Origin of the sequence: Pseudomonas entomophila (genome assembly GCF_013523165.1) — a bacterium.
Lineage (GTDB): Bacteria > Pseudomonadota > Gammaproteobacteria > Pseudomonadales > Pseudomonadaceae > Aquipseudomonas > Aquipseudomonas entomophila_A.
Genome location: NZ_JAAMQI010000026.1, coordinates 13,338 through 31,810 on the forward strand (window position 1 = coordinate 13,338; position 18,473 = coordinate 31,810).

Annotated in this window: 16 protein-coding genes and 1 riboswitch; of the genes, 5 read left to right on the top strand and 11 right to left on the bottom strand. The window is 65.8% G+C overall.

Going from position 1 to position 18,473, the window contains the following annotated elements; genetic code table 11:
• Positions 1 to 93 precede the first annotated feature (93 nt).
• The 3 genes from G7Z99_RS17190 to G7Z99_RS17200 all read left to right on the top strand — a co-directional run bounded on the left by G7Z99_RS17190 (position 94) and on the right by G7Z99_RS17200 (position 3,372).
• The gene (locus G7Z99_RS17190; protein ID WP_181095899.1) at positions 94 to 2,010 is read left to right on the top strand and encodes a flavin monoamine oxidase family protein; all 1,917 of its coding nucleotides are present in this window, start codon (positions 94 to 96) and stop codon (positions 2,008 to 2,010) included.
• 196 nt (positions 2,011 to 2,206) lie between these two features.
• Positions 2,207 to 2,758 (top strand): cytochrome b, encoded by a 552-nt coding sequence (locus tag G7Z99_RS17195; protein ID WP_181095901.1) that lies wholly within the window; start codon positions 2,207 to 2,209, stop codon positions 2,756 to 2,758.
• Between the two features lie 35 nt (positions 2,759 to 2,793).
• On the top strand, positions 2,794 to 3,372 hold the full coding sequence (locus G7Z99_RS17200) for a YceI family protein (protein WP_181095903.1): 579 nt from the start codon (positions 2,794 to 2,796) through the stop codon (positions 3,370 to 3,372).
• Between the two features lie 140 nt (positions 3,373 to 3,512).
• Here the strand turns inward: G7Z99_RS17200 and G7Z99_RS17205 are convergent, their stop codons facing one another.
• The 4 genes from G7Z99_RS17205 to ahcY all read right to left on the bottom strand — a co-directional run bounded on the left by G7Z99_RS17205 (position 3,513) and on the right by ahcY (position 8,908).
• A complete protein-coding gene (locus tag G7Z99_RS17205; RefSeq protein ID WP_181095905.1) occupies positions 3,513 to 5,411 on the bottom strand; it encodes a DEAD/DEAH box helicase in 1,899 nt (632 codons plus the stop codon).
• 220 nt (positions 5,412 to 5,631) lie between these two features.
• Entirely contained in the window at positions 5,632 to 6,411 is a 780-nt protein-coding gene (locus G7Z99_RS17210; protein ID WP_181095907.1) for a substrate-binding periplasmic protein, read from the bottom strand.
• A gap of 97 nt (positions 6,412 to 6,508) precedes the next feature.
• Positions 6,509 to 7,354, bottom strand: a complete 846-nt coding sequence (metF, locus tag G7Z99_RS17215) for a methylenetetrahydrofolate reductase [NAD(P)H] (protein ID WP_181095909.1) — start codon at positions 7,352 to 7,354, stop codon at positions 6,509 to 6,511.
• 144 nt (positions 7,355 to 7,498) lie between these two features.
• On the bottom strand, positions 7,499 to 8,908 hold the full coding sequence (gene ahcY / locus G7Z99_RS17220) for an adenosylhomocysteinase (RefSeq protein WP_181095911.1): 1,410 nt from the start codon (positions 8,906 to 8,908) through the stop codon (positions 7,499 to 7,501).
• Between the two features lie 20 nt (positions 8,909 to 8,928).
• Positions 8,929 to 9,025, bottom strand: a riboswitch (S-adenosyl-L-homocysteine riboswitch).
• 173 nt (positions 9,026 to 9,198) lie between these two features.
• On the opposite strand from ahcY, the gene G7Z99_RS17225 reads away from it, so the two are divergent.
• Entirely contained in the window at positions 9,199 to 9,597 is a 399-nt protein-coding gene (locus G7Z99_RS17225) for an acyl-CoA thioesterase (protein ID WP_181095913.1), read from the top strand.
• 460 nt (positions 9,598 to 10,057) lie between these two features.
• Here G7Z99_RS17225 and G7Z99_RS17230 read toward each other — a convergent pair whose 3' ends face one another.
• Positions 10,058 to 11,296, bottom strand: a complete 1,239-nt coding sequence (locus tag G7Z99_RS17230) for a cation:proton antiporter (RefSeq protein ID WP_181095915.1) — start codon at positions 11,294 to 11,296, stop codon at positions 10,058 to 10,060.
• 225 nt (positions 11,297 to 11,521) lie between these two features.
• Between G7Z99_RS17230 and G7Z99_RS17235 the strand changes: the two genes are divergently transcribed.
• Complete coding sequence (locus G7Z99_RS17235; RefSeq protein ID WP_181095917.1) at positions 11,522 to 11,908, top strand: MAPEG family protein; 387 nt, start codon at positions 11,522 to 11,524, stop codon at positions 11,906 to 11,908.
• Between the two features lie 10 nt (positions 11,909 to 11,918).
• Here G7Z99_RS17235 and mltA read toward each other — a convergent pair whose 3' ends face one another.
• From mltA to G7Z99_RS17265, 6 genes are all read right to left on the bottom strand, one after another.
• Positions 11,919 to 13,076: a murein transglycosylase A gene (gene mltA / locus G7Z99_RS17240; RefSeq protein WP_181095919.1), complete on the bottom strand. Its 1,158-nt coding sequence runs from the start codon at positions 13,074 to 13,076 to the stop codon at positions 11,919 to 11,921.
• 190 nt (positions 13,077 to 13,266) lie between these two features.
• Positions 13,267 to 13,662 carry a DUF1090 domain-containing protein gene (locus G7Z99_RS17245; protein WP_181095921.1) on the bottom strand — a complete coding sequence of 132 codons (396 nt, stop codon included), beginning with the start codon at positions 13,660 to 13,662 and terminating at the stop codon, positions 13,267 to 13,269.
• Positions 13,663 to 13,802: 140 nt separating this feature from the next.
• Positions 13,803 to 14,198 carry a DUF1090 domain-containing protein gene (locus G7Z99_RS17250; RefSeq protein WP_181095922.1) on the bottom strand — a complete coding sequence of 132 codons (396 nt, stop codon included), beginning with the start codon at positions 14,196 to 14,198 and terminating at the stop codon, positions 13,803 to 13,805.
• A 58-nt stretch (positions 14,199 to 14,256) separates the two neighbouring features.
• Positions 14,257 to 15,930: an NAD-dependent DNA ligase LigB gene (gene ligB, locus G7Z99_RS17255; RefSeq protein WP_181095923.1), complete on the bottom strand. Its 1,674-nt coding sequence runs from the start codon at positions 15,928 to 15,930 to the stop codon at positions 14,257 to 14,259.
• 144 nt (positions 15,931 to 16,074) lie between these two features.
• On the bottom strand, positions 16,075 to 17,265 hold the full coding sequence (gene metK, locus G7Z99_RS17260; protein ID WP_181095924.1) for a methionine adenosyltransferase: 1,191 nt from the start codon (positions 17,263 to 17,265) through the stop codon (positions 16,075 to 16,077).
• A 19-nt stretch (positions 17,266 to 17,284) separates the two neighbouring features.
• Entirely contained in the window at positions 17,285 to 18,280 is a 996-nt protein-coding gene (locus tag G7Z99_RS17265) for an ArsR/SmtB family transcription factor (protein ID WP_181095925.1), read from the bottom strand.
• Positions 18,281 to 18,473: the final 193 nt, after the last annotated feature.

Genomic DNA, 18,473 nt, shown 5'->3' on the forward strand with positions numbered 1-18,473 from the left:
CATGGTGGCCCTCGCGTATTCTTCGCCCTTCTCTTCCCCCGAGAGGGTGTTCTGCCCTCGACTTCATCGCCCTTGAACCGGAGTTCAGCAAAGATGGCTGGTGGTTGGCTGCGCGTGTGCGCATTGTTAGTGATTGGCATGTCGGGCAGCGTTGCGCTGGCCCAGGACAAGACTGCGATCGTGGTCGGCGGGGGGCTGGCAGGCCTGGCCGCCGCCGTCGAACTGCAGGACAAGGGCTGGCAGGTAACCGTGCTCGAGGCCAAGCCCAGCGTGGGCGGCCGTTCGGGCCTGGCCACCAGCGAGTGGATCGGCAAGGACAAGGTTCAGCCGGTGCTCAACCATTACCTGGACCGTTTCAAGCTGCAGACCCTGCCTGCGCCGGAGTTCGTCCGCAACCCGGGCTACCTGATCGACGGCGAGTACCTGAGCAGTGCCGACCTGGCGGTCAAGCAGCCGGCCACGGCCGAGGCCATCAAGCGCTACGAGAAGACCCTGGACGATCTGGCCCGCTCGATCGACGACCCCCTGAACCCCAAGGCCACCAGCACCCTGTTCGCCCTGGACCAGATCACCGTGTCCAGCTGGCTGGACAAGCTGCAACTGCCCGTCACCGCGCGGCAGCTGATCAACCAGCAGATCCGTACCCGCTACGACGAGCCGTCGCGCCTGTCGCTGCTGTACTTCGCGCAGCAGGCGCGGGTCTACCGCGGCATCGATGACCGTGACCTGCGCGCCTTGCGTCTGCCCGGCGGCAGCCCGGTGCTGGCCCAGGCGTTCGTCAAGCAGATCAAGACCCTCAAGACCACCTCGCCGGTCAGCTCGATCAACCAGGACAAGGACGGCGTCACGGTCAAGGTCGGCGGTGTCGGCTACCGGGCGGACTACGTGGTCATGGCTGTGCCGCTGCGTGCACTGGCCAAGATCCAGGTCACCCCAGGGCTGGACAATCAGCATGTGTCGGCGATCAAGGCGACCAACTACGGCTGGCGCGACCAGTTGCTGCTGAAGTTCAAGAAGCCGGTGTGGGAGAGCCGCGCCCGCATGTCGGGCGAGATCTACAGCAACGCCGGGCTCGGCATGCTCTGGATCGAACCGGCGCTCAAGGGCGGCGCGAATGTGGTCATCAACCTGTCCGGCGACAACGCACGCCTGTTGCAGGCCTTCGGCGACAAGCAGATGGTCGACCAGGTGCTGATCCGCTTCCATGCCTTCTACCCCCAGGCGCGTGGCGCCTTCAGCGGCTACGAAGTGCGTCGTTACAGCACCGACGCCAATACCGCCGGGGCCTACCTGGCCTACGGGCCTGGGCAGATCAGCAAGTACTGGCGGCTGTGGGAGCGCCCCGTGCAGCGCATCGCCTTCGCGGGCGAGCACACCGATGCACTGTACCCCGGCACGCTGGAAGGCGCCCTGCGCAGTGGCCAGCGCGCCGCCAGCCAGGTGCAGGACCTGGCGGCGGGCAAGTCCTTCGACCCGGTCAAGGCCGCGCCGGTTGCCGCAGCGGCCGCCGCAGGTGCAGCCAAGGCGTCGGCTTCCACAGGCCAGGGTGGGTTCTTCTCCAGGCTGTTCGGTGGTTGGGGCAAGTCTTCCGAGGCGCCGAAAGCGGTCGCACCTGACGCAGCACCGGCCGCTCCCGGCAAGGCTGCTGATGCCCAGCCGGAAAAACCCGGCTTCTTCAAGCGGCTGTTCCATTGGGGTGGAACGACGCCAGCCCCGGCTGCGGCGCCTGCACCGGCGCCGGCACCTGCCGCGCCTGAGGCCAAGGTCGAGGCGCCCGCAAGCACCCCGACGCCTGCTGCCCAAGCGCCCGCACCCGCCGTCGCAGCGCCCAAGGCAACCCCGGGCAAGGCTGCGTCGAGTCATGTGAAGACGCCGGTCAAGACGGCACCGGCCAAGCAGGCTGCCCCTCACAAGGCGACCCCTCACAAGGCGCCGGCGACCCACAAGGCGCCGGCCAAGCCGACGAAGCACACGGCGCCGCACAAAGGTTCACCTGCTCCGGTGAACTGATTCCCCAGGACAAGGGCGCTGAAAACCTCAGCGCCCTTGTTGCATCGACTCGCGCAAGGGCTATGGTTAACGTCTCCTTAATGGCCGGTGACGAGACTCAACATCGTGAATGTCGATCATTTGAAGCAGGTTTTTGCGCTTTCATTCGATCTATCAAACGCTAGTCTATGCACAGTGCCCACAGGAACTCGCCCCCATGCAACTGCGTAACACGCCTTCTCGATACGGTTGGATCAGCATCGCGCTGCACTGGAGCGTGGCGCTCACGGTGTTCAGTTTGTTCGGCCTCGGCCTGTGGATGGTCGGGCTGGATTACTACGACCCCTGGCGCAAGGCCGGCCCGGACCTGCACAAGAGCATTGGCCTGACCCTGCTGGCCGTCATGCTGATGCGGGTGGTGTGGCGCCTGCTCAGCCCGCCGCCGCCAGCGCTGCCCAGTCACGGCGGCTTCACCCGCGTGGCGGCCAAGGCCGGGCACCTGGCGCTGTACCTGGGGCTGTTCGCGGTCATGCTGGCCGGCTATCTGATTTCTACCGCCGACGGCGTCGGCATCCCGGTCTTCGGTCTGTTCGAGGTCCCGGCGCTGGTCAGCAACCTGCCCGACCAGGCCGACACGGCGGGCACCGTCCACCTTTACCTGGCCTGGGGCCTGGTGATCTTCGCCGGCCTGCATGGGCTGGCTGCACTCAAACATCATTTCGTCGACCGGGACGCGACGTTGCTTCGCATGCTCGGCCGCAAGGCGTGATGCTCAACCTACATTCGCACAGGAAGGACCTCAAGATGTTGAAGAAGACGTTTGCCGCACTGGCGCTCGGCACTGCACTGTTCACCGCTGGCCAGGCCATGGCCGCCGATTACAAGATCGACAAGGAAGGCCAGCATGCCTTCGTCGACTGGAAGATCAGCCACCTGGGCTACAGCTTCATCCACGGCACGTTCAAGGACTTCGACGGCTCGTTCAGCTGGGACAGCGCCAAGCCCGAGGCGAGCAAGATCAGCGTCGACCTGAAGACGGCCAGCCTGTGGTCCAACCATGCCGAGCGTGACAAGCACATCGCCAGCAAAGATTTCCTGGACGTGAGCCAGTACCCGGACGCGAAGTTCGTCTCGACCGCCGTCAAGTCGACCGGTGACAAGACGGCCGACGTGACCGGCGACCTGACGCTGCACGGCGTGACCAAGCCGGTCACCTTCAAGGCCGTGTTCAACGGCGAAGGCAAGGACCCATGGGGTGGCGAGCGTGCAGGCTTCAACGCCAAGACCACGCTGAACCTGAACGACTTCGGGATCAAGGGCCCAGGCCCGACCTCCCAGACGCTGGATCTGGACATCAGCCTGGAAGGCGTGAAGCAGAAGTGACCTGAGCAAGGCGTTGCCAGCAGAAACCCTGCTTGCGCCGACGCCTGACGCCAGATGCACGAAAGGCCAGTGGGCGTGAGCCCACTGGCCTTTTCATTGCGCGTCGTTTCGCCAGCCCTTGCCAGGCTGGCGTGGTCTGCTTAGCCCTTGCGGGTCAGCAAGGCCGGACGCTCGCCCCGTGGACGCCCAGGGGCGTCATCCAGCTGCTCGGGCGTCGGGTAACGGTCGAGCTTGGATTCCTTGCGGATGATCACGGGCTGGTGTTGCGGCTCGCGTGGGCTACGGACTGCCGGCTCCTGCCGGTTCAAGTCCTCACGGCCACCGGCCGGCCGATTGCGTGCGGGGGCATTGTCACGACGTGCGCCGCCATTGTTGCGTGGGCGCTTGTCGCCACCGTTCGTGCCGCCACCGCCGTTGCTACGCGGCGCATTGGTCGCACGGCCCTGGCCACCGGCGGGGGTCCGCGGTGCGCCTTGACCTTGACCCTGGCCACCACCGGACTTGCCACGGTTACGGCCCTGGTTGCGGTTCTGGTAAGGGCTGACGTAGTCGGCACGGTTACCGAAGTTGTCCACGTCATCGTCCAGGAACACTTCCGGGTCGCGGTCGCTGCGCACGGCCTGGGCACCGTCTTGCGGTTTGCCGGACGATGGCTGGCGTGGCTTGTTGTCGCGCGGCTTGCGGGCAGGACGACCCTCGGAGGCCGGCTTGTCGCTACGCTCGGTCCTCTCGGTCTTCTCGGCCGATGCCTTGGCAGTGCCTTGACGCGCCTTGCCCTTGTCCTTGCCTTTGTCCTTTCGTCCGCCTGCATCCTCGTTGCGAGGCTGGTTGCGCCCGCCACGGCCTTGCGGCTGGCGTTCACGGACTTCTGGTTTTTCGGCTTCCACCTGGCTGGCATCGAAGCCCATCCAGTCGCCATCCGGAATGCGCTGACGCGTGACGCGCTCGATGCTCTTGAGCAGCTTCTCTTCGTCCGGCGACACCAGGGAGATGGCTTCACCGGAGCGGCCCGCGCGGCCCGTACGGCCGATGCGGTGCACGTAGTCTTCCTCGACGTTCGGCAGCTCGAAGTTCACCACGTGAGGCAGCTGGTCGATGTCCAGGCCGCGTGCGGCGATGTCGGTGGCCACCAGGACGCGCACGCTGTTGGCCTTGAAGTCGGCCAGGGCTTTGGTGCGCGCGTTCTGGCTCTTGTTGCCGTGGATCGCGGCAGCGGTCAGGCCATGCTTCTCGAGGTATTCGGCCAGGCGGTTGGCGCCGTGCTTGGTGCGGGTGAACACCAGCACCTGCTCCCAGGCCCCCAACGTGATCAGGTGGGCCAGCAGGGCACGCTTGTGACTGGCGGCCAGGCGGTAGATTCGCTGCTCGATGCGCTCGACCGTGGTGTTCGGCGGCGTGACCTCGATGCGCTCGGGGTTGTGCAGCAGCTTGTCGGCCAGCTCGGTGATGTCCTTGGAGAAGGTCGCCGAGAACAGCAGGTTCTGGCGCTTGGCCGGCAAGCGGGCCAGGACCTTCTTCACGTCATGGATGAAGCCCATGTCGAGCATGCGGTCGGCTTCGTCGAGCACCAGGATCTCGACGCGCGAGAGGTCGACGCTGCCTTGGCCGGCCAGGTCGAGCAGACGGCCTGGGCAGGCCACCAGCACGTCCACACCCTTGGCCATGGCCTGTACCTGCGGGTTCATGCCGACGCCGCCGAAGATGCAGGCGCTGACGAACTTGAGGTCGCGGGCGTAGAGCTTGAAGCTGTCGTGTACCTGGGCCGCGAGCTCGCGGGTCGGTGTCAGGACCAGGACACGCGGCTGGCGCGGGCCGTGGCGTTGCGATTTGTCCGGATGACCCTCCGGGAACAGGCGCTCGAGAATCGGCAGGGCAAAGCCGCCGGTTTTACCCGTCCCTGTCTGGGCGGCGACCATCAGGTCGCGGCCTTGCAACACGGCGGGAATCGCCCGCTGTTGCACGGGGGTCGGCTGGGTGTAGCCCGCAGCCTCGATAGCGCGGACTAGAGCCTCGGAGAGACCGAGGGAGGCGAAGGACATGGGCAATCCTGTTCTAGTGGGGGCTGAGCCCTATGGGATGATCGTGCCTGGCGCGATGGGCATCGAGGGATGCGATCGCGTCCGGTACTGCTGGGTCTTTCGATGCAATCAACGGTGGCGCGACGACGCGAGCCGCGTGTCATTGCCGTTCGAATGCCTGTTGCGAGACCGAGCGTCCGGGCGTGAGCCTAGGCGGGAAGGTCGGAGTATAACAGAGCATTCACGGTGTGCCGCTTTCCTGCTGCTCAATGGCATCGGGAAGCGCGCTGACGTACTCGGGCAGTTCGAAGGCCTGGAAACCAGGCTCCTGCCGCAGGCGCTGCAACTCTTCGGCAAACCGTTGCGCCAATCGTTCAGCGCCGGGTCGAACCCCCAGTGCCAGGTACTGGGGGCGACGACGGATCAGCAGGGGCAGCATCTCGACCGAGTCGGCAATGCCCATCTGCTGGACCAGATAGTGCCCGACACGGCGGTCCGTGACCAGCAGATCGATGCGCCCGAGCAGCAATTTGCCGAAATTGGCCTCGTGGGTCTGCGCCGTTTCCCGGCGAAAGAGCGTCGAGGTGTTGAACGCCTGGCCATAGTCGTAATCGGGCGAGGTGCCGATCAACAGCCCTGCCAGGTCTTCCAGGCGATGGGCCGGGTGAGGGCGGGCACGCGACTGGAACAGCACGAACTCCACCTGCGAGAGCGGCTCCGGCGCGTAGATCAGGTAGTGCTCACGCTCGGGTGTCCTGAGTGCATCGAGCACACCATCGGCCTGGCCTTGCTGGACCATGGCCAGGCAGCGGCGCCACGGCATGAACTGCCAGTCCACCTCGATGCCGAGACGACGAAAGACCTCGGTCGCCAGGCGCTGATGCACGCCCGTCGGCTGGCCGGCCTGCAGGTGGATATAGGGTGCCCAGTCGTCGCTGACGATGCGCAGGCGCTCGGCATGGGCGCCCGCACTCAGCAGGACGAGCAGGGTGATCCAGAGAAGACGTGCGAAATGGGGCATCGCGGCAGAGTACGATGGATGATCGATCAGGGCCAGAGGCATGAAACCAGGACGTGCAGCGCGTCACGTTCGGCCGTAGGCGAACGTGACGAACGGTTCAGCGTGGCAGCTGCAGGTTGTTCCAGATGGCCATGCTGGCCTCGGCCTGGTTCAACGTGTAGAAATGCAGGCCAGGTGCACCCCCTGCGAGCAATTGTTCGCACATGCGGGTCATCACCTCTTCGCCGAAGGCCTGGATGCTGCGCACGTCGTCACCATAGGCTTCCAGCTGCTTGCGAATCCAGCGCGGGATATCGGCACCGCACGCATCGGAGAAGCGTGCCAGCTTGCTGTAGTTGGTGATCGGCATGATGCCTGGGATCAGCGGGATGTCCACGCCCATCTTCTGCACGCGCTCGGCGAAATAGAAATAGCTGTCGGCGTTGAAGAAGTACTGGGTGATCGCACTGTCGGCACCGGCCTTGACCTTGCGCACGAAGTTGCTCAGGTCGCTCTCGAAGTCACGGGCCTGCGGGTGCATCTCGGGGTAGGCCGCGACTTCCAGGCGGAAGTGATCGCCGGTTTCCTGGCGAATGAACGCCACCAGGTCGCTGGCGTAGCGCAGCTCGCCATACGACATGCCCATGCCTGACGGCAGGTCGCCGCGCAGGGCGACGATGCGCTGGATGCCGGCCTGCTTGTACTGCTCGAGCAGGGCGCGCAATTCGACCTTGCTGTCGCCGACGCAGGACAGGTGAGGCGCGGCCGGGATCTTCACCTCGTGTTCGAGTTGCAACACGGTGTTGAGCGTACGGTCGCGGGTGGAGCCACCGGCACCGTAGGTGCAGGAGAAGAATTCAGGGTTCAGCGTGGCCAGCTGACGGGCGACACCCATCAGTTTTTCATGGCCGGCTTCGGTCTTGGTCGGGAAGAATTCGAAGCTGTAACTGCGTTTATCTGACATGGGGTCTTCCTTCAGCTTCAAGCGGTGGGCTGCAAGCTGCACGTAAAAGCCGAACGCGGCGCTTGAGGGGCAGGGACAAGCCGCCACTGCTCGCGTCACGATCGACGCGTACAGCGTGCAGCTTGCCCCTCGACGCGCAGCGCCTTAGTAGCGGTAGGCTTCCGGCTTGAACGGCCCTTCGACGGTCACGCCGATGTACTCGGCCTGTTGCGGGGTCAGTTGGGTGACCACGCCGCCGAAGCCGCGCACCATCTCCAGCGCCACTTCTTCATCGAGCTTCTTCGGCAGGACTTCGACGGTCAGGCGTTCGGCCTTGCGCTCGGTCGACAGGTCGGCGTACTTCTGCTCGAACAGGAAGATCTGGGCCAGCACCTGGTTGGCGAACGAGCCGTCCATGATCCGGCTTGGGTGGCCCGTGGCGTTGCCCAGGTTCACCAGGCGGCCTTCGGCCAGCAGGATCAGGTAGTCGTCGTTCTGCGGGTCGAAATCGCCATGGCCGGTGCGGTGGATCTTGTGCACCTGCGGCTTGACCTCTTCCCAGGCCCAGTGCTTGCGCATGAAGGCGGTGTCGATCTCGTTGTCGAAGTGGCCGATGTTGCAGACCACGGCACGCTTTTTCAGCGCCTTGAGCATGTTCGCGTCGCAGACGTTGACGTTACCGGTGGTGGTGACGATCAGGTCGATGCGGCCGAGCAGGTCACGGTTGATGCCGTCTTCGGTACCGGTGTTGATGCCGTCCTTGAAGGGCGAGACCACTTCGTAGCCGTCCATGCAGGCCTGCATGGCGCAGATCGGGTCGACTTCGGTGACCTTGACGATCATGCCTTCCTGACGCAGGGACTGGGCCGAGCCCTTGCCCACGTCGCCGTAGCCGATCACCAGGGCCTGCTTGCCCGACAGCAGGTGGTCGGTGCCGCGCTTGATGGCGTCGTTGAGGCTGTGACGGCAACCGTACTTGTTGTCGTTCTTGCTCTTGGTGACCGAGTCGTTGACGTTGATCGCCGGGACCTTCAGCTCGCCCTTGGCCAGCATGTCCAGCAGGCGGTGCACGCCGGTGGTGGTCTCTTCGGTCACGCCGTGGATCTTGTCCAGCATGGCCGGGTACTTGTGGTGCAGGATCTCGGTCAGGTCACCGCCGTCGTCCAGGACCATGTTGGCGTCCCATGGCTGGCCGTCCTTGAGGATGGTCTGCTCGATGCACCACTCGTACTCCTGCTCGGTCTCGCCCTTCCAGGCGAACACCGGGATGCCGGCGGCAGCGATGGCAGCAGCGGCCTGGTCCTGGGTCGAGAAGATGTTGCAGGACGACCAGCGCACTTCGGCGCCCAGCGCGGTCAGGGTCTCGATCAGCACGGCGGTCTGGATGGTCATGTGGATGCAGCCGAGGATGCGCGCGCCCTTGAGCGGTTGCTCACCCTGGTACTTGCGGCGCAGGCCCATCAGTGCGGGCATTTCCGATTCGGCGATGATGATCTCGCGACGGCCCCAGCCGGCCAGGGAAATGTCGGCGACCTTGAAATCGGAAAAACCTGCGGGCATGTCTACAGCGCTCATTGAGAGCCTCCATTCGTGATAGCGAATGGGCGCCGTTGTGCGTTTGAGCGTCCGCGAGACGGACAACGCCCCGACCGAGCCTGACAGGTCGAACCTGCTGCAGCGCCCCTCGGCCGGGTGGCGGGCATGGCGCACTGGGCGGCCATGTGAAACGGCGTCGATTATACCCGCGCTTGGGCGCCGACCCAAGGCTTTCCGTCGACTATCGAGACGATGGTCGATCTTCAATGGAGTCACACCGAGGGCTCTGCCATGATGCTTCCACGACAGGCCAGCGACGAGGAGCACGCATGAATTTCCATACCCGCAAATGGGTGAAACCTGAAGACCTCAACCCCAACGGCACCTTGTTCGGCGGCAGCCTGCTGCGCTGGATCGACGAAGAGGCGGCGATCTACGCCATCGTCCAGCTGGGCAACCAGCGCGTGGTCACCAAGTACATGTCCGAGATCAACTTCGTCAGTGCCTCGCGTCAGGGCGACATCATCGAGCTGGGCATCACCGCCACCGAGTTCGGCCGGACCTCGATCACCCTGCGCTGCGAAGTGCGCAACAAGATCACCCGCAAGAGCATCCTGACCGTCGACCGCATGGTCTTCGTCAACCTCGGCGAAGATGGTCTGCCGGCGCCCCATGGGCGGACGAAGATCAAGTACATCGACGACCAGTTCGATACGGCGTTGGTGTAGGGGCGCGTTCCAGGCGTGGGCGGACTCCTACATTCATCGCAGTGGTCTAGGCAGTCGCGGCCCATGTGGGAGATCCTGTGGTTTCTGCCAAGTACGCAGGGTGGGTCCTGGCGGGCCCAATCGCGGCGCAGGGGCCGCTCCTACACCCACCGCAGGGGTCCAGGCAGTCGCGGCCCATGTGGGAGATCCTGTGGTTTCTGCCAAGTACGCAGGGTGGGCCCTGTCGGCCCAATCGCGGCGCAGGGGCCGCTCCTACACCCACCGCAGGGGTCCAGGCAGTCGCGGCCCATGTGGGAGATCCTGTGGTTTCTGCCAAGTACGCAGGGTGGGCCCTGGCGGGCCCAATCGCGGCGCAGGGGCCGCTCATTCATCGTAGTGGTCCAGGCAGTCGCGGCCCATGTGGGAGCGGCCCCCGTGCCGCGATTGGGCCCGCAGGGCCCACAAGGACAGCCCCACTTATTCAATCAGGCTGGCGCGTCACCCCACGCACCACGCGGCCGATCGACAACCCCTGTATCAGGATCGACGACAACACCACGATGTAGGTGATGCTCAGCAGCAGGTCACGTTCCTCGCCCATCGGCAACGACAGCGCCAGCGCCACCGATACCCCGCCGCGTAGGCCACCCCAGGTGAGCACGCGGATGGTGCCCTGGGGCACGCTGCGCCAGCGGCGCAGGAGCAGGATCGCGGGCGCCACGGTGAGCATGCGCGACAGCAGGATGGCCACGGCCAGGACGCTCGCCGCTGCGACGTGCAGCCAGTTGAACGGCAGCAACAGCAGCTCCAGGCCGATCAGCGCGAAGAGCAGGGCGTTGAGCATGTCGTCGATCAACTCCCAGAAGCCGTCCATGTAGCGCCGGGTCATGTCGTTCATCGCCAGGTTGCGGCCCAGGTTACCGATGATCAGTCCCGCCACCACCATGGCGATCGGCGCCGAGACATGCAGCTCGTAGCACATCGCCGAACCGCCGATGACCAGTGCCAGGGTGAGCATGACCTCGACCTGGTACTGCTCCACGCTCTTGATCATGCGGTAGGTGACGTAGCCCAGCACACCTCCGAAGACGATCCCGCCGATGGCTTCGCGAACGAACAGCAGCGCGGTGTCGGCCATGCTCGGCGTCTCGCCCAGCTGAATGATGCCCAGCAGCACGGTGAACACCACTACCGCCGTGCCATCGTTGAACAGCGACTCTCCAACGATGGTGGTCTTCAGCGGCTTGGACGCATTGGCGGTCCGCAGGGCGCCGAGCACGGCGATGGGGTCGGTGGGCGAGATCAGCGCGCCGAACAGCAGGCAGTAGATCAGGCTGACGTGCCAGCCGAACAGGGCGAAGACCCAGTGCGCCAGGTAGCCGATCACCACCGTGGCGATCAGCACACCCACCGTGGCCAGCAGGCCGATCGGCCAGCGATAGCTGCGCAGGTCCGCCAGGTTCACGTGCAAGGCGCCGGCGAACAGCAGGAAGGCCAGCATCCAGTGCATCAGCAGGTCATTGAAGTCGATCTGGTTCATCAGGCTTTCGACGCGCTCTTCCAGCCCTGGGTAGCCGATCAGGCTCAGCCCTTGCAGGCATAGGGAGAACAGCAGCGCCGTGACCATCACGCCGATGGCGGGCGGCAGGCCGATGAACCGGTAGTTGACGTAGGTGAGGAGGGTGGTCAGGCAGATAAACGCAGCGACAAGCTCAAGCATCCCGGTTCCTGTAACAGTGGATTCCAATTCGTTGCCCGAATGACTCAGGCAATCGTTGGATGACCTTTACCACGGTTCGGGGCACAGCTTATGACCAGAATTCCACGGAACGTTCAGCACCGGTACGCCACTAGAACCTTTTTCGTCGGCCAGTACTCCTAGCTGCAAGCAGGTCCCGAAGACCGGGCCGCCCCCGTTTGCCTATCCGTTTCAGAGGACTCTGCCATGACCGTTGCCCTGTGGTGCGTGCTGGTCGCGATTTTCCTGCCGCTGGTCTGCACGCTGATCGCCAAGCTCAGCAGCGGTCGTTTCGGCATGAAGGACAACCATGATCCACGCGGTTTTCTCGATTCGCTGGAAGGGTTGCCACGCCGTGCCCACGCGGCGCAGCAGAACAGTCACGAAGCACTGCCGCCGTTCATCGCCGCCGTGCTGGTGGCCGACCTGGTCGGCCACGCGGACCAGGTCACCCAGGACGTGCTGGGCGTGCTCTACATCACCAGCCGCCTGCTCTACATCATCTGCTACCTGGCGGATTGGGCCGCGCTGCGCTCGCTGGTCTGGGCCGCCGGGCTGGCTATCGTCGTGGCGTTCTTCGTCGTGTCGGTCTGACCGCCCGACGTCAAGGCGCCACAGGCACGTCCGGCAGTGGCGCGCCTTTGGGCCAGAGCAGCCAGATCTGGCCTTTCTGCTTCATGTCGCCGGCCAGTTGCCCCGCCACGGGGCCGGTCCCCCAGAACAGGTCGGCGCGCACTTCGCCCGTGATGGCACCGCCGGTGTCCTGGGCCGCCACCGGGCGTACCACCGGACTGCCATCGGGACGCGTCGTCGACAACCACAGCAAGCTGCCCAGCGGGATCACCTTGCGGTCGATGGCCACGCTGTAGCCAGCGGTCAGCGGGACGTTGAGCGAACCGCGTGGCCCCTCGTTGCTGTCCGGGCGCGTGCTGAAGAACACGTAGCTGGGGTTGCTCGCCAACAGCTCCGGCACGCGCTCAGGATGGGCCTGAGCCCAGGCATGGATGGCGCCCATGGTCACTTCTTCCTTCTTCAGCTCGCCTTGCTCGACCAGCCAGCGACCGATTGGCCGGTAAGGGTGGCCGTTCTGGTCGGCGTAACCGACCCGCAGCAGGCGGCCGTCGGCGAGCTGGATGCGCCCCGATCCTTGGATCTGCAGGAACTGCAGGTCCATCGGGTCGGTGAGCCAGGCCAGAACCGGGGCCTGTGCACCCGAGCGGTAGATCTTGTCGGCGGTGTCGTATGGCTTGAGCACATTGCCTTCAAGCCGGCCACGCAGGCGCTTGCCCTTGAGCTCGGGGTAGACGCTGGCCAGGTCCACGGTGACCATGTCGGGCGGCACGCCGTAGACCGGCACGTGGGCGGCCCCTGCTTTTTCCAGGCTGCCGTAATAGATGGGCTCGTAATAGCCGGTGATCAGGCCGTCGGCGCTGTTCTGCGCCGAGCGCAGGCCATACACCTGCAAGCGCTGCTGCACGAACGCGCGAACCTGGGCAGGGTCGGCCGGGACGGAGCTCGCCGCTTCGCACACCGGGGACCAGACCGGATTGCGGGCAAGCTTCTCGCAGCCGGTGCGCCAGGCCTGGAAGCCTGCCAGCAGGTCATCTTCACTGACGGCAGGCAGGTCTTGCCAGGCCGCCGGGACATAGGTGGCGAGGGCGTGAGGCTGGGCAGGGGTCTTGTCGTTGTCGTTGCCGTTGCAACCGGCCAACAGGGCCAGCACGGGAAGCGCCCAGGCCAGTGGGCGCAAAACAGAAATCATGGAGGCTTCCTTGAGCGGTCAGGAACGTGGCCTGCCGCTGTCGTTCGTCGAGGACAATCGTGAAACCAGCGGTTTCACGTGACCGCCGCTGGCCCGACGATCCTAACGCACCCCCTGGCCAGCGCAAGCCTCGGCGCCATTCTTCTCGCGCGTTGCGGGCGATTCGGCCGCCGACTGCAAGCCGGATGGCTCACTGGTCCAGCTGCCGCTTGGCCTCCTCCAGCTCGGCGCGTGCCTCGTCGAGCTTCTGCCGACGCTTTTCGATCTTCTTGGTATCGCCCTTGGCCTGGGCGGCCGCCAGGTCGGCCTCGCGTTCGTCGATCTCGGCCTGTGCCTTGCGCACCTCGGCCTGGCGCGACTGACGCAGCCCGTCGTCGGTGCAGTGCGCCTGGTTTTCCTTCAGGGCTTTCTGCAAGCCGGACACCTTGAACAGGTGACCCTGTTCCTTGGCCTGTCGAAGTTCTTTTTCGATGGCATCCTGCTTGGCAGCACAGCCCTTCAGGCCGGGAGCGGGCTCTGCCGCCTGCAGCGACGCTGCGCCCAGGCCCATCCAGGTGATCAGCAACAGGGAAGAAAAGCGTTTCATGCGCGCCTCCAGTTCAGGCAAGTTTGACAAGGTTTTTCAAGATCCTGCCTGGATTCTAGATGCCCTGCTACGCATGTGGACGAAGCCCAAGACTTGTTCAGAAAAGTCCTACAAGCGATGGGACGCAGAGACGCCTGGTGTCAACGCTCGAGGTCCTGAAGGGCGTCCTGCAACGCCTTGTTGGCGTCCGACAGTTTCTCCTTGCGCTTGTTGATCCGTTCCGGGTCGCCTTTCTTCATCGCCTTGTCCAGGTCCTTCTTGCGCTGTGTCACCTCGTGGCGGGCATCGAGCACCTTCTGCTCGCGGGCCTTGCGCAAGGCATTCTCGCTGCAGTGGGTCTCGACCTGCTCGCGCGCTTGCTGCAGGCCGTCGAGCGGGGTGTGGTCATCGCTGGCACGCGCCTGGTCGATACGGGCTTCGATGGCTTGGCGCTTGGCTGCGCACCCTGTCAGGTCCGATTCGGGTTCGGCGGCCAGCGCGCCCGTGGCGAGCAGCCCCAGCAGGGCGGACAGGGTGAGGCGTGAGAGCGATGTCATGGCGGGCTCCAGTGGGACGGGGCGACAAAGAGACGAATGCTGCCCTGATCTGGCGAAATTAGAAACCCTCGATCGCCTGTGCCCTGAGCTGGGCCGCCAGCGCAGCGACCTGCTCGTCATTGAAAAAAGCGTGCAATTGCCGAGCGCGTGCCTCGCCGACCCCCGCACGGGCGCGCCAGTGCGCCGGGGTCTGCGCCGCCAGGCGTTGCCAGCCTGGTGCCAGGGGCAGCGTCGTTGGCACCGGGGCGCCCAGTGCCCGTACCCAGCGTTCGAACGGCTGCGCCCGCGCCTTGGCGAACGCCGCCAGCAAGCGGTCGGCGCGCCGGTCGCTGATTCCCGGCACACGCAGCAGCGCGTCGCGATCGAGCGCCAGCCAGTCGACCAGCGACGTGACCTGCCCATGATCGAGCAGGGCAGACCACGTGCCGTGCCCGGTACCTGGCAGGTCCAGCCCCTGCCTGCCGGTCAGCCAGACCAGGCGTGCCAGAAACTGTTCGCGGCACGCTTCGCTGGCCTGCCAGCAGCTCAACGGGTGATGGTGCGCCGGGTCCGGTACGTTCAGCGGCCTGCGCTCGGTGCTGCGATGCACCACCTCGTCCAGGCGCGGAGTGGTCAACCCGGCCAGACTGATGGCGACCTGATCGCCCGGGCGAATGTCCAGGCGCCGCCAGCGGGCCAGCGAGCCGACGCTGACCTGGGTCACGCGGCGATCGTCCAGCGTCACCGGGATCAGCTGCAGCACCGGCGTGATTCGTCCTGTGCGGCCGACCCTGAAATCGACGGCGCGCACGTCGGCCAATGCCTGGGTGATGGGGTGTTTCCAGGCGGCGATCCAGTGAGAGGTCCCAGGGCGCCAGCGCGCGGCGGGTGGGCGAACGCCCTGGCGCAGGATGACACCATCGGTCGCGAAGGGGAGCGGCGTGCGATACCAGTGATCGCGCCAGTGCGCGGCCTGGGCCAGGTCGCTGACCGGCACGCTGAAGCGTGCGCTGTCGGTGAAGCCCAGCGCGGCCAGGCGGGCCTGGCGTTCGGTCTGCGTAGCAGGGCCGTCGGGCCACGCCCAGACGAACAGGCGAATGTGGTCGCCCTCGGCGTCGGTCATCTGCCGGCGCGCCATCAGCCCGGCGACCCGGGCGCGTGCGTTCAGGCTGCCGGCCCGCGCCTGGACATGGCCGGGCAGGTACGCGTACAGCTCGCCCTGCACCACCAGGTCGAGCGGCTCGGACAGGTGATGGGGCAGGGCGGGCAGGTGGGGCAGATGCCGGCTCCAGTCATGCCCGTGAAGGCCGTCGCCGCGGCTGATCAGGCGGACCAGCCTGCCCTGGCGGTAGACCAGGGTGACGGCCACGCCATCGACCTTGGGCTGGATCCAGACCGCCTGCCTGCCCTGCAGCCAGCGTCGCACCGCAGCCTCGTCGGCCAGCTTGTCGACGCCCGTGTGCGGGACCGGGTGGGCGACCGGCCCGCGTGCGCTGGCCAGCGGCGTGTCACGCACGTCGAGGTCGAAGCAGCGGGCCAGCCAGTCCAGTCGCTGGCGGCTCTGGTCGTAGAGCGTGTCGGCCACCGGGGCCTGACCGAGCCGATGGTACCGATCGTCCCATTGCCTGAGGGTGTCGCGCAGCCGCTGCACCTCGGCCTCTGCGCGTGGCATCGGCCAGGCCGGGCAGGCCGCGGCCCAGGTCGGAAGCAGCGCAAGCGCCGTGCAGAGCGTCAGCAGGCGGGTGTATCCCATGACATGGCATCCTTGCCCTGTGGTCGAGGCCGTTCAGGCTAGACGCTCGCCGCTCGAGGCGCTGGCCGAAGTTGTCAGGCGATATGACACGAAAAAGCCCCCTGCCGATCGCTCGGCAGAGGGCTTCGTGACCCGGTGTCCGGCTTACAGGCCGGCAGCGGTGCGCAGCTGTTCGGCGCGGTCGGTGCGTTCCCAGGTGAAGGTGGTGAAGGTGTCGTCACCCACGGTCTTTTCCTGCGGCGTGCGGCCGAAGTGACCGTAGGCTGCGGTTTCCTGGTACATCGGGTGCAGCAGGTCGAGCATGGTGGTGATCGCGTACGGACGCAGGTCGAAGCATTCACGAACCAGCTGGACGATCTTCTCGTCGGAGACCTTGCCAGTGCCGAAGGTGTTCAGCGAGATGGACGTAGGCTGGGCCACGCCGATGGCGTAGGACACCTGGATCTCGCAGCGCTCGGCCAGGCCGGCGGCAACGATGTTCTTGGCCACGTAGCGCCCGGCGTAGGCGGCCGAGCGGTCGACCTTGGACGGGTCCTTGCCGGAGAACGCACCGCCGCCGTGGCGCGCCATGCCGCCGTAGCTGTCGACGATGATCTTGCGGCCGGTCAGGCCGCAGTCGCCCACCGGGCCACCGATGATGAACTGGCCGGTCGGGTTGATGTGGAAGCGCGTGTCCTTGTGCAGCAGCTCGGCCGGCAGGGTGTGCTTGACGATCAGCTCCATCACCGCTTCCTGCAGGTCCTTCTGGGACACTTCAGGGTTGTGCTGGGTGGACAGCACGACCGCGTCGATGCCGACCACCTTGCCACCGTCGTAGCGGCAGGTGACCTGCGACTTGGCATCCGGGCGCAGCCATGGCAGCAGGCCGGACTTGCGGGCCTCGGCCTGGCGCTCGACCAGACGGTGCGAGAAGCAGATCGGCGCCGGCATCAGCACGTCGGTCTCGTTGCTGGCGTACCCGAACATCAGGCCCTGGTCGCCTGCGCCCTGGTCTTCCGGCTTGGAGCGGTCCACGCCCTGGGCGATGTCCACGGACTGCTTGCCGATGATGTTCATCACCGCGCAGGTGGCGCCGTCGAAGCCGACGTCGGAGCTGTCGTAGCCGATGTCGACGATCACCTTGCGCACGATGTCTTCGAGGTCGACCCAGGCCGAGGTGGTGACTTCGCCGGCGATGATGGCGACGCCGGTCTTGACCAGGGTCTCGCAGGCCACGCGGGCGAACTTGTCCTGGGTGATGATGGCATCGAGCACCGCATCGGAAATCTGGTCGGCGATCTTGTCCGGATGGCCTTCAGACACGGACTCGGATGTAAAAAGGGAGTATTCGCTCATCTCGACGGGTTCCTAAAATTTACCGATGGTGAGTGTCGCCAGCAGGTCGCTGGAAATGTCGGACCTGGAGCTGGAAACCGTTACGCAGTCCGACATACAGGCTGTCGCCAGGCGTCAGCCCTGCTGCCGTGGCCCAGCAGGCCAGTTCGCTTTGTTCAAAGCCCAGCCACAGATCGCCACAGGCCTCGCGGGCCCAGGCCTGATCGTGGCTGCACAACTCGGTGACCAGCAGGCTGCCGCCTGCCTTGACGCACCCGGCCAGCGCCGCCAGGGCGCGTGCCGGGTCGTCGAAATGGTGCAGCACCATGTTCAGCACGACGCAATCGGCCGTCACCTCGGTGACGGTGAGCGCATCGCCCAAGCGCAGCTCGACGTTGTCCAGCTGCTCGCGCAGGCAGACCTGGCGCGCCAGGTCGAGCATGGTCGGGCTGTTGTCCAGCGCCGTGACGTGCGCGAAGCGGCGGGCCAGGTCCGGCAGGAAGCCGCCATCGCCCGGGCCGATCTCCAGCGCGCTGGCCGTGGCGTCGAATGCCAGCTTGTCGAGCAGGGCCAGCAGGCTCTCGCGGTACTGCGGCAGGCCGGCGATCAGGTCTTGCTGGGCGCGGAAGCGTTCTTCGACGCGCAGGAAGAAGTCCTGGCTGGTCAGCGCACGACGGTGCTGCACCTGGGCGATGCGCGCCTGCACCTCGTGGGCCAGGGCGAGATCGTCCACTTCGTCGAGCAAGGCCGCGTGCAGGCGGCCGCCGGCGCGTGCCGAGTCGGGCAAGGCGCGGCGATAGAAGATGGCATTGCCCTCGCGCCGCGTCGCCACCAGCTCGGCCTGGGCCAGCACCTTGAGGTGGTGGCTCATGCCGGACTGACCGATGTCGAAGATCTGCGCCAGCTCCAGCACGCCGAAGGAATCGCTGGCCAGGGCGCGCAGCACGTTCAGCCGCAGGGGATCGCCACCGGCCTTGCACAGGGCAGTGAGGTCGTCGCGATGCCGCAGGGGCGGGGCTGGGGTCGAAAGGCTCATGGTGTCGCAGTCTAGACAGAGGTGGACGCGCCTGCAACGGCAATATCAAAAAGTTTTGATATTGCCGTTGCAGGCGCGCGGTGGGCGGTCTTCGGGGCGTTCACAGGGGCGTCGGACCGGATAATTGCGGTGGTGCGACCATCCGTCATTGCTCCGGAGGGGCAACGTGGGCGAAAATGGACGTCATTTTGTT

Coding starts and splice junctions, on each gene's coding strand:
- G7Z99_RS17190 (WP_181095899.1), top strand. CDS start 94: ATGGCTGGTGGTTGGCTGCGCGTGTGCGCATTGTTAGTGATTGGCATG.
- G7Z99_RS17225 (WP_181095913.1), top strand. CDS start 9,199: ATGAATTTCCATACCCGCAAATGGGTGAAACCTGAAGACCTCAACCCC.
- metF (WP_181095909.1), bottom strand. CDS start 7,354: ATGTCAGATAAACGCAGTTACAGCTTCGAATTCTTCCCGACCAAGACC.
- G7Z99_RS17235 (WP_181095917.1), top strand. CDS start 11,522: ATGACCGTTGCCCTGTGGTGCGTGCTGGTCGCGATTTTCCTGCCGCTG.
- G7Z99_RS17205 (WP_181095905.1), bottom strand. CDS start 5,411: ATGTCCTTCGCCTCCCTCGGTCTCTCCGAGGCTCTAGTCCGCGCTATC.
- G7Z99_RS17195 (WP_181095901.1), top strand. CDS start 2,207: ATGCAACTGCGTAACACGCCTTCTCGATACGGTTGGATCAGCATCGCG.
- ahcY (WP_181095911.1), bottom strand. CDS start 8,908: ATGAGCGCTGTAGACATGCCCGCAGGTTTTTCCGATTTCAAGGTCGCC.
- mltA (WP_181095919.1), bottom strand. CDS start 13,076: ATGATTTCTGTTTTGCGCCCACTGGCCTGGGCGCTTCCCGTGCTGGCC.
- G7Z99_RS17250 (WP_181095922.1), bottom strand. CDS start 14,198: ATGACATCGCTCTCACGCCTCACCCTGTCCGCCCTGCTGGGGCTGCTC.
- ligB (WP_181095923.1), bottom strand. CDS start 15,930: ATGGGATACACCCGCCTGCTGACGCTCTGCACGGCGCTTGCGCTGCTT.
- metK (WP_181095924.1), bottom strand. CDS start 17,265: ATGAGCGAATACTCCCTTTTTACATCCGAGTCCGTGTCTGAAGGCCAT.
- G7Z99_RS17230 (WP_181095915.1), bottom strand. CDS start 11,296: ATGCTTGAGCTTGTCGCTGCGTTTATCTGCCTGACCACCCTCCTCACC.
- G7Z99_RS17245 (WP_181095921.1), bottom strand. CDS start 13,662: ATGAAACGCTTTTCTTCCCTGTTGCTGATCACCTGGATGGGCCTGGGC.
- G7Z99_RS17200 (WP_181095903.1), top strand. CDS start 2,794: ATGTTGAAGAAGACGTTTGCCGCACTGGCGCTCGGCACTGCACTGTTC.
- G7Z99_RS17210 (WP_181095907.1), bottom strand. CDS start 6,411: ATGCCCCATTTCGCACGTCTTCTCTGGATCACCCTGCTCGTCCTGCTG.
- G7Z99_RS17265 (WP_181095925.1), bottom strand. CDS start 18,280: ATGAGCCTTTCGACCCCAGCCCCGCCCCTGCGGCATCGCGACGACCTC.